Origin of the sequence: Aeromonas sp. FDAARGOS 1415 (assembly GCF_019048365.1) — a bacterium.
GTDB lineage: Bacteria > Pseudomonadota > Gammaproteobacteria > Enterobacterales > Aeromonadaceae > Aeromonas > Aeromonas taiwanensis.
In genome coordinates this window covers 2,918,151-2,933,789 of the sequence record NZ_CP077363.1, presented here as the reverse complement: position 1 = coordinate 2,933,789, position 15,639 = coordinate 2,918,151, and the positions used below count along the sequence as shown (strand labels likewise).

Sequence of the window (15,639 nt, the reverse complement as noted above, 5' to 3'; positions counted from 1 at the left end):
ATGCCTGGATCACATTACGACTGGCGCAGCAATTGATCCTTGAGATTGGGCGGCACCCCCTTGATGGTCAGGGTGTCGGTCTGGGGATCGTAGAAAATCCGGCTGTTGAGCAGCTTCTGCTCGAAACTCAGGGTCAGACCGCCCCCCGAGCCCACAAACTTGGTCAGACCCCGCAGGGTGGAGCGGTCGGCCGGGAAGCGCTCCTCCAGCTCGTATTCCTGACCGATGAAGCTGTAGAAATCGAGATCCCCTTCCCCCGCCTCTTTCGACGCGAGTTCGGCAGAGAGCTCCCTGATTTCGATCTCTTCGCCGGCGCTCGCCTGCTCGGTGCAATATTTGAAGACCTGCTTCTTGTAATCATTGCGCTCGGCGGGCTCGAGCTGGCGGCTGTCGCAATAATCGTCCACCGCCTGCAGCAGCCCCTTGTTCTGGATCTTGGCATCCATCCCCTCGCGGGCCCCCAGCAGATCCATGAAGAAGTCCCCCAGCTTGCGGCCGACCCGTCCCTTGCTGAAGGTGATGTAGCGGCGCGAATCGCCCTGGGTCTTCCACTCGGTGAGATCGATGCGGGCCACCAGATTGAGCTTGCCGATATCCAGATACTGGATGTGACGCAGCTCCAGCGCCTCGCTGACGGTGACGCTCTCCTTGCCCTCCAGCAGGGCAATCATCAGGTAGTCGACCCCGACGTAGTTGTACTTGGCGATGAGCAGCACCCCCTGTTCGTCGAGGGCATGCTCCACCAGCTGTTTGACCAGCATCTGGGTCAGATTGACAGAGAAGGGGACGAACTCGCTCTGCTCGGCCAGCAGCTGCTCCAGGGCGATGCGAAAAGCGGGGGAAGGCTGCTTGGGGGCGTCTTCCCCCTCCGCCAGCTCGGCGACGGCGGCCTCGGGATCGGCGAAGAAGCCGAAACCCTTGCCCCCCTTGCCGTTGTAGATGCGATGCAGCTCGGCCATCAGCCCCTGTACCGCCTCGTCGGCAGGCAGGGTCTGACTGCGGGTATCGGCGTGGGGCTGGCCATCGGGGCCGGGCCGCAGGGAGTGAAGAATGATCTTGTCGATATCGAGACTCATGTCACAAAGCCATAGTGTTAGCCGAAAGGGTGAAGTATTATAAGGCGCTTTGAACCGAGATGAACCCAAGATTATGCCCATCGTATCAAAGTACAATAACGAGCAGTTTGACGCCCTGATGAACGACCTGATCACCGCCCTGGAGAAACACAAGGCCCCGGTGGATCTCAGTCTGATGGTGCTCGGCAACCTGACCACCAACATCATCAACGGCATGGCTCCGGCCCAACGCCAGGCGATCACCGAGAAGTTCGTCCAGGCGCTCACCGCCTCGGTAGATCATCGCCACGATGCTCACTGAGTTTCTTCGCATTCTTTGATGTTTTTCAAGCAGATGGATCACTATGGTCGAAACCGGCAACCCCTATCGTGATAATGTCTCTCGCCTGATCACCTGGGGGCATTGGTTCTCCTTCTTCAACATCATCCTGGCCATGCTGATCGCGACCCGCTACCTGGGCTCCATCAGCTGGCCGTCGACCACGCTCGGCGTGACCTATCTCATCATCAGCTGGATAGGTCATTTCTCGTTTCTGAGCTTCGTCACCTATCTGCTGACCATCTTCCCCCTGAGCTTCATCCTGCCAAGGGAGAAACCCCTGCGCTTCGTGTCGTCCATCATCGCTACCCTGGCGCTGGTGTTGCTGCTCATCGACACCCAGGTGTTCCAGCTGTTCAAGTTCCACCTCAATGGTCAGGTATGGCAACTCTTGCTGGATCAGGCGCAGACCGAGGAGGGCTCAATCTGGAGCATCATCTTCGTCGCCGTGCCCGCCATCTTCCTGCTGCAGCTGCTGCTGTCGGCCTATGTGTGGCGCAAGATCAACAAGCGCAAGCGGCGCCAGTACGGCAACCAGGTGGGCCTGGCCCTGCTGGTCTGCTTCATTCTGACCCACCTGGTCAACAGCTGGGCGGATGCCACCCTGTATCAGCCCATCACCATGCAGCGCGCCAACTTCCCCCTCTCCTACCCCATGACCGCCAGAAGCTTCCTGGCCAAGCATGGCTGGCTCGATCTCGAACAGTATGAGAAGAAGGCCGAGGATCAGGGCAGCGCGGAGCATCGTCTCCTCTATCCGCTGCGCCCCCTCAGCGTGAGCGCCCCGAGCGATCACAAGAACCTGCTGGTGGTGGTGGTCGACTCCCTGCGGGCCGACATGCTCAACAACATCAACATGCCCAATCTGCAGCGCTATGCGGATCAGCACTTCAACTTCCGCAACCACATGAGTGGCGGCAACGACGAAGCCATGGGGATGTTCAGCCTCTTCTACGGGCTGCCCGGCCACTATTACGGTGACATCCGTGCCGACAAGCGCCCGCCGGTGCTGTTCGACGAGATGCTGCGCCAGGATTACCAGTTCGGCCTGTTCGGCGCCCTCGAGGATGCCAAGCAGTACAAACAGAGCCTGCTCGCCGGCCTGCGCAAGCAGGTCTTCGTCTCCCGCCAGACCGACGACAGCCTGCTGATCGACGACTGGCAGCAGTGGCTCGACACCCGCACGACGGACAGGCCCTGGTTCTCCCTGGTCTATCTGTCGAGCCCGGGGGACTATCAGGTGCCGGCCAGCATCAAGGGGCCCTTCCAGCCCGAGCTGACCCGGTTCAACCCGGCCACCGCCTACCGCCCCGAGAACCTGGCGAAGCTGGAGAACCGCTACAAGAATGCGGTCTTCTACACCGACCAGCTGCTGGAGCAGATGGTGACCCGGTTGCAGCAGCAGGGGCTCGACGATCAGACCATAGTCGTCATCACCTCCAACCACGGTCAGGAGTTCAACGAGACCCAGAGCAACAGCTGGGGCTATGGCAGCAACTACTCGACCTATCAGGTGCAGGTGCCTATGGTGCTGGCCTGGCCGGGCGCCGAGACACCGCCCCCGGCCCAGGCGAGCAGCCACCTGGATCTGGTGCCGACCCTGATGAAGGGCATGCTGGGGGTGCGCAACCCGTCCCGCGACTACAGCACGGGACGCAGCCTGTTCGACGCCAGTCCGCGTACCTGGCTGCTGGCCGGGGATCAGAACGACTTCGCCATCTATCAGGGCAACACCATCACCCAGTTCAACAAGCAGGGTGACTTCGAGCTGCTGGACAGCGAGACCTATCGCCCCATCAAGCACGGCACCCCGGACATGGGGACCCTGATCCAGGTGATGAACGAGCTGAACCGTTTCTATCGCGCCCCCTGAGCGCCGTCAGCCTGACCCGAGAGCCCGCCCTTTGGCGGGCTTTTTCTTGCTCCCTTCCCCGCCCTGGCACCCGCTCTCGCCCCTATTAGGGTGCCATTCGCAAACGCATTACGTTTCCCTACTGAGATACCCATCAAAAAACTTCAATTTGATCAATGCCATAAAAACAAAATGATAATGATTATCAATAATTGATCTATTTGGGTCTCTCTGCAATAATCCGCGCCCTTCAGGCTCAAATAATAATTATTCTCAACATGAAAAATTTGCTTCACTACTGGCCCATGCTGCTGTCCGGTACGGCACTGGCCGCCAGCGATCCCGCCAGCACAGATCTCGCCGGCCATCCGCCCGCTCTCCGGGAACACGAGACCATAGTGGTCAAGGGACAGCGCATCGAACAGAAGCTGTCCGATGTCGCCGGCTCCATCACCGTCATCACGGAGGAGGATCTGGAACGCCAGGTCGCCACCGAACTCACCGACGTGTTCAAGAACGAGCCCGGCGTCTCGGTGACCGGCTCCGCCGGACGGCCGCAGAACATCATAGTGCGCGGCATGGGCGGCAACCGGGTGCTGATCATCAAGGACGGGGTCCGGGTCAGCGACGGCTTCGGCGCCGACGACCTCAACGACAAGGTGGGCCGCTTCAGCTTCGATCTCGACGACGTCAAGCAGATCGAGGTGGCCAAGGGCGCCGGCTCCTCCCTCCATGGTTCGGATGCCATCGGCGGCACCATCGTCATCAGCACCAAGCAACCGGAAGACTACCTGCAGGGCCAGGATGCCTACCTCAGCAGCAAGGTGCTGCAGGATGGCGGCAGCGACAAGCAGAAGCTGAGCGCCACCGGTGCCGCCAGGGTATGGGAGAGCGAACACCTGCTGCGCCTCTCCGGCTGGCAGGGGCACGAAACCGCCAACTACGACGAGAGCCGCATCCCGGCGGATCTGGACGGCCTCAGCGCCTCCACCAGCTCCCGCTTCCCGCTGAACGACCATCACCAGCTGCGCCTGGAATTCGACTACTTCGAGGACAACGCCGAGCGGGATCAGGGGCCGCGCGAGGTGCCCCAGCCCGACGGCAAGTGGCAGGTGCGCCAGTACCACGAACAGGGCAGCCAGCGCACCCAGGGGGGCAAGCTCGCCTGGGAGGCAAGCCACCTGGACAGCACCCTCGCGGATCAATTCACCTGGAGCCTCTATGGCAACCACTCGAAGAACACCGCCAACAAGCGCAGCCTGCTGCAAAACGACCTGCTGAGCGGCTACCCCCGCTATCGCAGCGAGCGTGAGCTCGCCACCTTCACCGAGGAGCGGATCGGTACCGAGCTGGACGTGCGCCGAGATCTCGCCACCGGCAACCTGCTCCACAAGCTGAGCTACGGCGTCGAGCTGGAGCGCACCACCCACGAACGGCCGGTGGAGAAGCTGAGCCTGGAGGCCGGCATCCCCCAGCCCACCCAGTCCGCCCCCTTCAGCCGCGCCCGCACCGACCGTGCCGGGGTCTGGCTCGGCGACGTGGCGACCCTGGGGCAGTGGCAGTTCACCCCGACCCTGCGCATGGATCACCAGTGGCTGCAGCCGCTCGATGGCAGCAATGGCGAGAACCATAGCTGGCACCTCTCCCCGAGCCTGGCCACCAGCTACCGCTTCAACGAGCAGTGGCGCAGCTGGCTGAGCTACGCCAACGGCTTTCGCGCTCCCTCCTATGACAAGGTGTACGGCAACATCCCCCACTACTTCGCCCTGCCGCCGTTCGAGATCATCGCCAACACCGGCCTCAAGGAGGAGACCAGCCACAGTTTCGAGTGGGGGGTGAGCGGTGAAGGGGATGAGTGGAGCATCAAGCCCGCCCTCTTCTACAACCGCTACTACAACTTCATCGACTGGCGCGAGGTGGGGCTGCGCCTGAGCGATGGCGTCATCCTGCGCCAGTACCGCAACGTGGCCAGGGCCGAGACCTGGGGGGCGGAGATCGCCGCCAGCTACTGGCTCACCCCGACCTGGGAGCTGGCCACCAAGCTCGGCTGGGTCGACGGGGAAGACAGCCAAGGCGAGGCGCTGCGCACCCTCACCCCGCTGGAGGGCAACACCCGCCTGAGCTACCAGGCCAGCGACTGGAGCGTCGGGGTACAGGCAGACTACGCCGCCGCCATGAGCCGGGTGCCCAGCTGCGGCAACAGCCTGAGCGGCCGCCAGGGGGACTGCCTCAAGAGCGCCGGCTGGTTCAGCCTGGGTCTGACGGGAGACTGGCTCGTCACCGACGCCCTCAAGGTCAACCTCAAGCTCGACAACCTGTTCGACTCCCGCTACACCCGCTACCAGGATGTGGCCGGGCTGGAAGCCGGCACCGATGCCTCCCTCTTCACCCAGAGCGGCCGCACCCTGAGTGCCAGCCTGCGCTACACCTTCGTGGGGTTATGATGCAGGCACTCTTGATCCTGGCCAGCCTGCTGGCCACCCCGGCACCGACGGCCGCGCCGGCCCCCCGGATCCCCGAACGCCCCCTGATGATGAAGGGGGAGATAGCCCGTCTCGACCCCTACGGCGGCTGGCGCGACGACAGTCGCCAGGATCCCGCCCTGCTGGCGCTGCTGGGGGAGCAGAACCGCTGGACCGAGCAACAGCTCGCCAGCCAGGCCCCCCTGGCGCAGGCCCTGCAGGCGGAGTGGCAGGCCCGTCCCCGCGGCGAGCCCATGCCACAAGAGTGGCTGAGCGAGGCAGACAGCCAGTGGCGGATGGAAGCCGACGGCAGCCTGTGGCAGCGCAACAGCGAACAGGCTGAGCCCCGCCAACGGCTGGCGGCCCGCCAGCCTGCCGAGGGCTACTACGAGCTCGCCGCCTGGGCCCTGCACCCGGACGGGCACCTGCTTGCCCTGGCCGAGGATCGCAGGGGAGATCGGGACTACCGCATCACCCTGCTGGATCTGGCGAGCGGCGAGACGGTCGCAACCCTGAAGCACCGCGCCGCCGATCTGCTCTGGAGCCGGGACGGCAAGACCCTCTACACCATTGCCAACGAACCCCGCACCCTGCGCCCCTGGCAGCTCTGGGCCTGGCGTGATGGCAAGGAGGATCAGGTACACGAGGAGGCCGACCCCGCCTGGCTGCTCAGCCTCTATCGCACCACGGATCGGCGCCACCTGATCCTGCAGAGCAACAACCACGACAGCGCGGAGCAGTACCTGCTGGAGGATGGCAAGGCGAGCCTCGTCAAGGGGCGCCAGCGCGGGCTCGAGTACTACCTGGATACGCAGGGGGAGCGGGTGCTGCTCAAGAGCAACCGGGATGGCGCCATGGGTCTCTACCAGGCCGCCAGCCTGGGAGAGGTGGCCAGCGGGCCCTGGCGTCCGCTCTGGTCAGGCGAGGGCAAGGATCTCGAGAAGTGGCGCCTGTTTGCCGACTACACGGTCCTGCAGTATCGCCACAATGGGGACGACTGGCTCGATGTGCTGGATGGGGCTGGCCACCTCACCTACCGCCTTCCCCTGACCGAGGGGGCCGGCACGGCCTGGATCCAGGGCAGCCAGGATCCGGCCGGTGCGCGGGTACTCATCCGCCGTCAGGGCATGGCCGAGGCACCGCACCAGCGCTGGCTGGATCTGGCCTCGGGCCAGTGGCAGGCCGATGACCGGCCCGCCGAAGAGTCCCCCTATCAGAGCGAGCGGCGCTGGGTAGCGGGCAAGGACGGCGTCAAGGTGCCCGTCTCCCTGGTGTGGCGCAAGGAGATCCACACGCCCAGGGCACTGCTGCTCTATGGCTATGGCGCCTACGGCACCCCCATGCGCCCCTACTACCAGCCCCAGGTGCTGAGCCTGCTGGATCGCGGCTTCGTCTACGCCATCGCCCACGTGCGCGGTGGCGGTCTGCTCGGGGACGAGTGGTATCGGGCGGGGCGCGGCCGGCACAAGCAGCAGAGCGTGGACGACTTCCTGGCGGTGGCCGATGCCCTGGCCCGGGATCCCGCCATCGATCCCGCCCGGCTGTTCGCCATGGGGGGCAGTGCCGGCGGCCTGCTGGTGGCGGCCGCCCTCAACCAGGCACCGACCCGCTTCGCCGGGGCCGTGTTGCAGGTGCCCTTCGTCGATCTGCTCGGCACCATGAGCGATCCCGAGCTCCCCCTCACCCGCCAGGAGTATGCCGAGTGGGGCAACCCGGCCGTGGCCGCCGACTATCAAGCCATGCGCCGCCTGAGCCCCTATGACAACCTGCACGCGGCGCCCTATCCCCCCGTCCTTGTGACGGCCGGGCTGCACGACAGTCAGGTGCCCTATTGGGAGCCCCTCAAGTGGGTGGCCCGTCTGCGGGAACGCAGCACGGCGGCCGGCCCCTATCTGCTGCGCACCGAGCTTGACGGCGGCCACCTCGCCACGCCCCGAACGGCCCAGCAGCGCGCGGCGCAGGAGTATGCCTTCCTGCTCACCCTGGCCGGCGTCGACCACTGATGCCAGCCCTATTTTCTTCTGTCTTGGAGTCACTCATGAAATCGTCCTCCCCGGCCCTCTGGCTGGCGGCTACCCTGCTCTCCCAGCCGCTGCTGGCGGCCGAGCTGCAGTTTGTCGATGAACCGCCCCTCTCCACCACGCCCCGGGCCTGGCTCGAGGCACGCCTCGGCGTGAGCCTGGTCCCCGATTACGACAGGGCCAGCCTGCTCGGCCACCACCACAGCTTCCTCCAGCAGGTCAACGGACTGCCGGTGGCCGCCACCCAGGCCGCCGTCAGCGTCAACGCGGCTGGCAGCCCCTGGCGCCTCTATCACAACCTGCGCCCCTTGCAGAGCAGTGAGCCCGGCTGCGACGCCTCCGGCAATCTGGATCCCCTGCTAACCCAACTGCGCGATGGCGGCAGCGAGATAGACACCCTGGGCCCGGTCGAGGCCTGGTACTGGCGTGACGGCGACACCCTGGTGCCCGCCCTGCGCCAGCGGGTGCGCGAACACCAGGCGGGCAACGCCAAGGCCAGCCAGGTGCAGCTGTTTGCCAGTTGCGACGGCGAGCGCGAGCTCGGCCGCCTCGGGGATCAGGCGACCACCCAGGCCCTGCGGGCCCCTGATGCGGGGGATCACCTCGTCCAGGCCCGGGTGTTCGACCCCGACCCCCGCACCCAGTTGCAGGACGCCAGCCTGGTCTGGCACGAATCCCTGCAACTGGCGGATGCCGCCTATCAGGACCGGGTGCCCCTGCCGGTCAGCCTGATAGACGGGCACTATGTGCTGAGCAGCCCCAATGCCCGGGTGGTGGACGCCATGGCCCCCGAGTCGGTTCCCTACAGTGCCGACAATGCACAGGCGTTTCGCCTGATCCGGGACGATCGCGGCTTTGCCGACATCAACGCCTACTACCACCTGGATCTCGCCCAGCGCCACCTCAAGGGACTGGGTTTTGGCGAGCTCATTCCCGGTGCCCTCGACATCGACACCGATGCCGGCTATCAGGACAACTCCCTCTACGACCCGTTCGAGCGCAGGCTGGAGCTCGGTCGCAGCGGCGTGCCCGATGCCGAGGATCCCATGGTCATCTGGCACGAGTTCGGTCACGGGGTGCAGCACCACATACTGCCGGATCTCGGGGAAGAGGGGGACTGGGGCGCCATCGGCGAGGGCTTTGCCGACTATCTGGCCGCCAGCCACCGCCAGCGCAGCGAGGCGGGCCGCCAGTTCGAGCCGGCCATGGTGTTCAACTGGGATGCCCGCTTCACCGACCGCACCCCGCGCCAGCTCGACGATCTGCGCGCCCGCTACCACCCGGACTATACCTACCCGGCCCATCGCACCATCAACGGCAGCAACGGGGATCAGCTCTGGGGCACCCCGCTGTTCCAGGCCCTGCTGGCGGCGGTGGCCGCGCACGGCGACGAGGCCAGAGACGAGTTTGACCGCCTCGTCATCGAGTCCCACTTCGGCCTGGGCCCGGCCATCCGCATGCCGCAGCTGGCCCGCGTCACCGTGGATACCGCGGCCCGCCTCTACCCGACCCGCCAGTATGCCCGGCTGCTGGAGCAGGCTTTCCGCCAGCACAGCCTGCTCCAGGCCCCCATCCAGGTCGCCCTGGCAGAGGGCAGCGCCATCGAGCTCGGCCAGCGCCAGTCGGTGCAACTGAGCCTCAGCAACCCGGGCAAGGCCCCGGTGACCCTGAACGCCCTGGCCCTCCAGCTGCCAACCGGGCTGCAGGCCGATCCCTATGCCTGGCAACCGGCAACCCTGGCCGCTGGCGCCACCATGACCACCACCTTGCGTCTGCTGGCCGAGAGCCCGCTCGCCTGTGGCGACGAGGTGGCACTGCCGGTGAGCCTCGCCATGAGCGGCACCAGCCCGACCGAGCGCCAGTGGCAGCAGTCCCTGACCCTGCCCATCGGCACCCCCGTCATCCGCCGGGCCAGCGGTCAGTCGCTCACCTTGAGCGACGCCACAAGCGACGAAGTGCGGGGGCTGAGCGAAACCAGCCTGCTGCTGGAGAGCCGTGACGCCCGTGTGAGCGACAGGCTGCAACTGACCCTGGATCTGCAGCACGAGGCGCTGGACGAGCTGGAGATCTGGCTCAACTCCCCCGCCGGGACCCGCGTCCAGATCTGGGACAAGGGCTACAGCCCGCTGCCGCGGCTCAAGGGGGTATTCCCCACCGAGCTGCTGCCCCTGCAACCCTTCAGCGCCTTTGAAGGAGAACCCCTGGCCGGTCGCTGGACCCTGGAGATAGTGGACAGCAAGCCGGGCCACCGGGGCCGCCTCAACGGCTGGAGCATCAGCCAGCGCATCGGCGCCCAATGTGGTGAGCCCGTCCCCGTGCCCGACGACGGCATCATCCACTTCGACACCTCGGACAGCAGCGGCGGCGGCACTTTCAGCCTGCTCTGGCTGCTGCCGCTGGCCCTCTGGCGCCGCCTTCGCCGCCACGGCGCCACCCATATATAAGGAAGAGAGGGGCCAAGGCCCCTCCAAGGACACCCCATGACCATGAGAATGACCCCGATCGCCTGCCTGCTGGCCCCCCTGCTCAGCGCCTGTGGCGGCGGCTCGGACGAAGCCCCCCTGGCCGCGCCGGACTACCGCCTGACGGTCAACCTGCCCGCCGCGGGCACCCTGTGCGTGAACCTGAATCAGAACGATCGCTGCGAGGCCGAAGAGCCCGGCGCCAGTGGCGACGCAGGCCCCCGCCCCCTGAGCGGAGGCAGCCCCGCCCTGCTGACCAGCCCCTTGCTGTTCCTCCCGGCGGATCCGGCCGCCCTGACCTTAAGCCACCCGGCGGCGCGTCAGGGCAACCAGACGCTCACCCCCAGCCCCCTGAGCACCCTGCTGCAGACCCGCATCGCGGACGGGCTGCCGCCAGCGCAGGCCCTGGCCGAACTGCTGCTCGCCCTGGCGCCCCTTCACCCCGGCACGGATCTGGCCGCCCTGACACAACTGCAGGACTTCAATGCGGCCCTCGGCGAGCTCGCCCTATCCGTCCTCGATGACGACACCGTATTGCCCGGGCTCGCGGCCAACGAACGTCAACGCCAGGTGTGGCAGGGGTTGCTCACCCTGCTGCCCGCGCTCGGCCAGCATTTTGCCACCAGCCCCGAGTTGCTGAGCCTTCAGGCCGAGCTCGGCGCCGTGTTGCAGCAACAGCAACCCGGGGCGTTGGTCACCGCAGGCGGCGTCACTACCTACAGCGACGGTGTCGACTACCTGCTCGAACACGAACCCGCCGATCACCCGGGCCAGGAGGCCGGCCTTGGCCAGGCGCCGCTGCGCTATCGCAAACTGGACGACCGGGGTCGGCCCCTGCCGGACAGCGCGGCTCAGTGGGCCTGCGTGGAGGATCTCAATACCGGCCTCGTCTGGGAGAAGAAGCTGGCGGATCCGGACAGTCCGCGGGATCTGCACCGCACCTTCGCCTGGGAGTTCGATCATTACCACCCGACCCAGGAGGAGCGGGATTACGCCTGTCCCGAGGGGGAGGCCATCTGCACCACGGAGCAGTACCGTCAGTGGCTCAACGCCCAACAGCTGTGCGGCATCACTCACTGGCGTCTGCCCCACGCCCGCGAGCTGATGAGCCTGCAGCACTACGGCTCCCTCGCCCGCCAGGATGGCCAGCGCGTCACCCTGGATGTGCGCTACTTCCCCGATGTCGGCACCACCACCAAGGACTTCAGCGGCTACTACTGGAGCCAGACCCTGACACCGTCCCGCCGGCTGGAGAGCGCCCCTCTGAGCGCCATCGCCCACATCTTCCTTGGGGACGACGCCGGCACCGACTATCCCACCACAGTTCAAAACAGCGACGATGCCAACGGTCTGCAACTGCGACTGGTGGCCGAGGTAACCCGATGAACAAGTATCTTCTGACCCTGCTGCTCACCCTCGGCAGCCCCCTGGCCCAGGCCATCGCCATCTGCGACGACACCCTGCCCCGCACCAGCCCCACCTCCCGCTTCCTCGACCACGGCAACGGCACCGTCACCGACAGGAGCACAGGTCTCACCTGGATGCGTTGCCAGCTCGGCCAGACCTGGCGCAACCAGAGCTGCAGCGGTGAGCCGACCCGGCTTTACTGGCAACAGGCCCTGCTGACGGCCGAGCGGATCCGCACCGAACCGAGTCACGCGCTCCATGGTTTCGGCGGCCACAACGACTGGCGCCTGCCCACCATCAAGGAGCTCGCCAGCCTGCTGGAGTCCGCCTGCTACAAGCCCGCATTGAACGAGACCATCTTCCCCCGCGCCATGGCCGGAGACGGCAAGGAGGTGAACGACGGTTACGTCTATCTCTGGTCTTCCACCCCCTTCCCCGCAGACAAGACGGTAGCCTACCTCGACATCACCAGCGGTTCCGTTGCCCTGCGCGCCCCCGGTGCCTGGGCGAAACAGGTCTTGCTGGTGAGATGAAGGCGTCAGACGGGGATCTCTTGGGCCCCCGTCAGCATTGCGGCACCGGGCCCGTTGTGACCCGAGCCGTCAAAAAAGCATCAAATTGCGTCACTGCATGCCGGTTAGGGCCGGTTTTGCGCCCCTGAGCGCTGGCGCGAAACCGGCAGAGCGGTTAGTCTAGCGGCGTTGAACCAATCCCAAGAGGTACAGATGAAAACCGTGTTGCGTTTTAGCCTGCTGGGCGCCTTGCTTTTGGGCGGCCATGCCTTCGCCGCCGAACCGAAAAAATTTGATATCAGCATGTTCCCTGCCGCCGAGGTGAACCAGGAACGTGTCGTGATCCGCCTGCCGGAAGTCGAGAACGAAGCCGACATGATGGTCGAGCTGCAAGTGGGCAAGAAGATGCTGGTCGACTGCAACCTGCCCCGCTTCGCCGGCAACCTGGAACAGCACAGCGTCAAGGGCTGGGGCTACAACTACCTGACCCTGGGTCAGGTCTCCGGCCCCGTCAGCACCCTGATGGCCTGCCCGGACGGCCAGAAGAAAGAGAGCTTCGTTCAGATCTATGGCCAGGGCTTCTTCGTGAACTACAACTCCAAGCTGCCCTTCGTCATCTATGTGCCCCAGGAGTATGAAGTGCGTTATCGCCTGTGGCGCGCCGACAACCTGGCCCAGCCAGCCATGATTGAATGAGTCCACGACTCTCAGGTTCAGCTCCGTCATGAAGTCAAAATAAGGCGCCATTTGGCGCCTTATTTTTATCCTGCAGACCCTGTCATGGCCGTTTTCCGCTGTACAAAAAGTGTCATAACTCCACTATTTTTCAGGCTTTTTTGTGCTGCTCCCCGCAAATTTCCGGTACGGGATGGGACAAACCCAGTTCGATAAAAGATATTTATTAACATAGTAAGAAAATTGATTTTGCACTCTGCGACGGCCTGATGATACTTGCCCGCAAAGGTCAAACTAACCAGAACAAGAGCACTATGAGCTTCGAATCAGACAAGCGTTTCAACGACTTCAAACATTTTCCCCGTGGCCTGCGTCGCAGTGGCGAATTCACCGTGGCCGAAGCGGACAGTCTGGAAAAATACGGCACCGTGATGCTGGCGCTCTATCAGGGCAACCAGGCCCCCCGCGATGACGTAGAAAGTGCCTTTATCGAACAGGTCAAATCCGGCGCAGCCGGCAGCAACCCCCACGCCAAGGTGTGGTTCAAGTACCTGAAGGTGATTGGTCCCAAGCGCGTGCACCGTCTGTGCACCGTCGCCGGCGGCGCCAATGAAGATGCGGGTGGCAGCTATGAGGGCGGCGGCGGTGGCGGCAGCGACGAGTCCCTCGATTAATGGATACCGAGCTGCTTCGGACTTTCATCGAGGTCAGCAAGACCCGGCACTTTGGCCGGGCTGCTGAGAATCTCTACCTGACCCAGTCGGCGGTAAGCTTTCGGATCCGCCAGCTCGAGCAGCAACTCGGGGTCAGCCTGTTTGCCCGCCATCGCAACAACATCCGCCTGACGGCCTCCGGTGAGCGTCTGCTACCCTACGCAGACGCCATCCTGCACACCCTGGGCCGTGCCAAGCAGGACGTGGCCCTCTCCCCCGGTTTCAGCCAGCAGCTCGCCATCGGTGCCCCCGCCGTGTTCTGGGAGCTCGATTTCAACGACTGGCTCAATCATGTCTATGCCCTGGCACCCGGCCTTGCGGTGCGGCTCGAAACTGCCTCCCGCGAGCACTTGTGCCGCCAGTTGCTGGAGCGCTCCCTCGATCTCGCCCTGCTCTCCGAGCCCACCAAGATCGACGAGATCGCCCTGCACCCCATCGGCGAGCTGGTGTTCGAGCTGGTGAGCCGGGAGCCGGCCGCGAGTGCCGACAGCCTGATGCAGATGCCCCACATCCACCTCGACTGGGGCACCAGCTTCGAGCCGCCATCGAGCCGGCTGCAGAGCCTGCAGAAGACCCCGGTGCTGCATTCGAGCTCCGCCAGCATGGCGCTGCAGTTCGTGCTGGCCAACGGCGGCGCCGCCTATCTGCCGCGGCGCATGGTGAGCCCCTTCCTGGAGCAGGGACGGCTTCACCTGGTGGAGGGAGGCCAGGCGCTGAGCCGTCCGCTCTACCTCGCCTATCTGGAGAAATCCGATCGCCGGGAGCTGATCGATCAGCTGCTCACCCAGCCCCTTGGCTGGGATGACGCCGATCTGCGCCTGCCCGTCGCCGAGCCGAGCCCGTCGCTCTGACAGGACCAGCGTCTCCCTACCGGGTACGACGCAAAACACATGAAAAAAGGGGCCGACAGGCCCCTTTTGCATGAATCCGGCACGGCCTCAGCCGTGATGACGACGATCGTTGGCCTGAGCCAGCAGGGTGCGGCTCTCCCGCAGGAACTCGTCCGCCCGCGCCCCGAAGAAGCCGGAGACCTGGGAGAACGCCTCGATGAAGCCCTCCCTGTCCCCCCGCTCCAGCAGCCCCAGCGCCTCGCCGAAGTTCTGGTAGTAGCGGCGGATCATCGCGAGGTTCTGCGGCGACGACAGAATGATGTCGGCGTAGAGGTGCGGATCCTGGGCGAACAGCCGTCCCACCATGGCCAGCTCCAGCCGGTAGATGGGGGAACTCAAGGCCAGCAGGCGGTCGAGGTTGGCCTGCTCCCGGGAGAGGTGCCAGCCGTAGGCGAAGGTGGCGAAGTGGCGCAGCGCCTGGATGAAGGTCATCGCCTCGTCGTGGGCCCTGGCTTCCACCTGCTGCAGGCGGGCGCCCCAGATGGTCATCTGATCCAGCAGCCACTGGCTGGCTTCCCCGTCGCGCCCCTGACAGCAGACGATCACCTGCTTAGCAAGGCTCGCCACGTCCGGCCCGAACATGGGGTGCAGCCCCAGCACGGGGCCCTTGTGGACCGCCAGCATGTGCTCGAGCGGCGCCGCCTTCACGCTGGTCACGTCCACCAGCAGGCAGTCCGCCGGCAGGTTGCCGAGCCGGTCGATCACCTCGCAGGTGACGTCGATGGGCACGGCCACCATCACCAGCCCGGCACCGCGCAGGATCTCGTCGGCGCGCGGCCAGTCGGCCTGACCCAGGGTCTCGACCCGGTAGCCCGAAAGGCTGAACAGGTTGCCGAACAGGCGGCCGAGCTGGCCCTGACCGCCGATGATCACCACCTTGCCAAGGTCCGGCTTCATGCACTTGAAGTGGTGCTCCTTGTCGCTGGCGGACTCCAGGATATAGGACTCGCGCATCACACGGCGCAGCACGTCTTCGATGAGATCGCCGGGTACCCCCAGGACTTCTGCCTCCGCACGGCGGCGGGCCAGCATGCTCGCCTCCCGATCCGGCGCGTAGATGGGCAGGCCGTGCCGGCTCTTCACTTCCCCCACTTCTCCCACCAGGGCGAGACGGGCGGCCAGCAGATCGATCAGCTGCTTGTCCACCGCATCTATCTTGTCCCTGAGGGCATTCAACTCTTCAGCCATGTCCAGTCCCTGCCGGCGCCGCCCGTGGCGGCGCCCTGTGAATCAATACGTTGCCACAAGAT

At 65.2% G+C, this 15,639-nt stretch carries 12 protein-coding genes; 10 read left to right on the top strand and 2 right to left on the bottom strand.

The window, feature by feature from the left end; translation table 11 throughout:
* Nucleotides 1-14: 14 nt before the first annotated feature.
* Nucleotides 15-1,076 (bottom strand): nucleoid-associated protein YejK, encoded by a 1,062-nt coding sequence (gene yejK, locus I6L45_RS13965; RefSeq protein ID WP_043761592.1) that lies wholly within the window; start codon nucleotides 1,074-1,076, stop codon nucleotides 15-17.
* A gap of 73 nt (nucleotides 1,077-1,149) precedes the next feature.
* Here yejK and I6L45_RS13960 point away from each other — a divergent pair, with 73 nt between their 5' ends.
* The 10 genes from I6L45_RS13960 to hdfR all read left to right on the top strand — a co-directional run bounded on the left by I6L45_RS13960 (nucleotide 1,150) and on the right by hdfR (nucleotide 14,350).
* On the top strand, nucleotides 1,150-1,377 hold the full coding sequence (locus I6L45_RS13960; protein ID WP_043761594.1) for a YejL family protein: 228 nt from the start codon (nucleotides 1,150-1,152) through the stop codon (nucleotides 1,375-1,377).
* A gap of 43 nt (nucleotides 1,378-1,420) precedes the next feature.
* Nucleotides 1,421-3,268: a DUF3413 domain-containing protein gene (locus I6L45_RS13955; protein WP_216982369.1), complete on the top strand. Its 1,848-nt coding sequence runs from the start codon at nucleotides 1,421-1,423 to the stop codon at nucleotides 3,266-3,268.
* A gap of 257 nt (nucleotides 3,269-3,525) precedes the next feature.
* On the top strand, nucleotides 3,526-5,691 hold the full coding sequence (locus I6L45_RS13950; RefSeq protein WP_216982368.1) for a TonB-dependent hemoglobin/transferrin/lactoferrin family receptor: 2,166 nt from the start codon (nucleotides 3,526-3,528) through the stop codon (nucleotides 5,689-5,691).
* Nucleotides 5,691-7,712 (top strand): prolyl oligopeptidase family serine peptidase, encoded by a 2,022-nt coding sequence (locus tag I6L45_RS13945; RefSeq protein WP_216982367.1) that lies wholly within the window; start codon nucleotides 5,691-5,693, stop codon nucleotides 7,710-7,712. The genes I6L45_RS13950 and I6L45_RS13945 overlap by 1 nt, the downstream gene beginning before the upstream one ends.
* A 35-nt stretch (nucleotides 7,713-7,747) precedes the next feature.
* Nucleotides 7,748-10,174 carry a proprotein convertase P-domain-containing protein gene (locus tag I6L45_RS13940; RefSeq protein ID WP_216982366.1) on the top strand — a complete coding sequence of 809 codons (2,427 nt, stop codon included), beginning with the start codon at nucleotides 7,748-7,750 and terminating at the stop codon, nucleotides 10,172-10,174.
* 36 nt (nucleotides 10,175-10,210) lie between these two features.
* Entirely contained in the window at nucleotides 10,211-11,578 is a 1,368-nt protein-coding gene (locus tag I6L45_RS13935; RefSeq protein ID WP_216982365.1) for a DUF1566 domain-containing protein, read from the top strand.
* A complete protein-coding gene (locus I6L45_RS13930; RefSeq protein WP_216982364.1) occupies nucleotides 11,575-12,132 on the top strand; it encodes a DUF1566 domain-containing protein in 558 nt (185 codons plus the stop codon). The genes I6L45_RS13935 and I6L45_RS13930 overlap by 4 nt, the downstream gene beginning before the upstream one ends.
* A gap of 192 nt (nucleotides 12,133-12,324) precedes the next feature.
* Complete coding sequence (gene eco / locus I6L45_RS13925; RefSeq protein ID WP_005328180.1) at nucleotides 12,325-12,807, top strand: serine protease inhibitor ecotin; 483 nt, start codon at nucleotides 12,325-12,327, stop codon at nucleotides 12,805-12,807.
* Between the two features lie 293 nt (nucleotides 12,808-13,100).
* Nucleotides 13,101-13,460 (top strand): DUF413 domain-containing protein, encoded by a 360-nt coding sequence (locus tag I6L45_RS13920; RefSeq protein ID WP_216982363.1) that lies wholly within the window; start codon nucleotides 13,101-13,103, stop codon nucleotides 13,458-13,460.
* Nucleotides 13,460-14,350, top strand: coding sequence for an HTH-type transcriptional regulator HdfR (gene hdfR, locus I6L45_RS13915; RefSeq protein ID WP_216982362.1), 891 nt, complete (start codon nucleotides 13,460-13,462; stop codon nucleotides 14,348-14,350). The genes I6L45_RS13920 and hdfR overlap by 1 nt, the downstream gene beginning before the upstream one ends.
* 87 nt (nucleotides 14,351-14,437) lie before the next feature.
* Here hdfR and tyrA read toward each other — a convergent pair whose 3' ends face one another.
* Nucleotides 14,438-15,577, bottom strand: a complete 1,140-nt coding sequence (gene tyrA, locus I6L45_RS13910) for a bifunctional chorismate mutase/prephenate dehydrogenase (RefSeq protein ID WP_216982361.1) — start codon at nucleotides 15,575-15,577, stop codon at nucleotides 14,438-14,440.
* Nucleotides 15,578-15,639 lie beyond the last annotated feature (62 nt).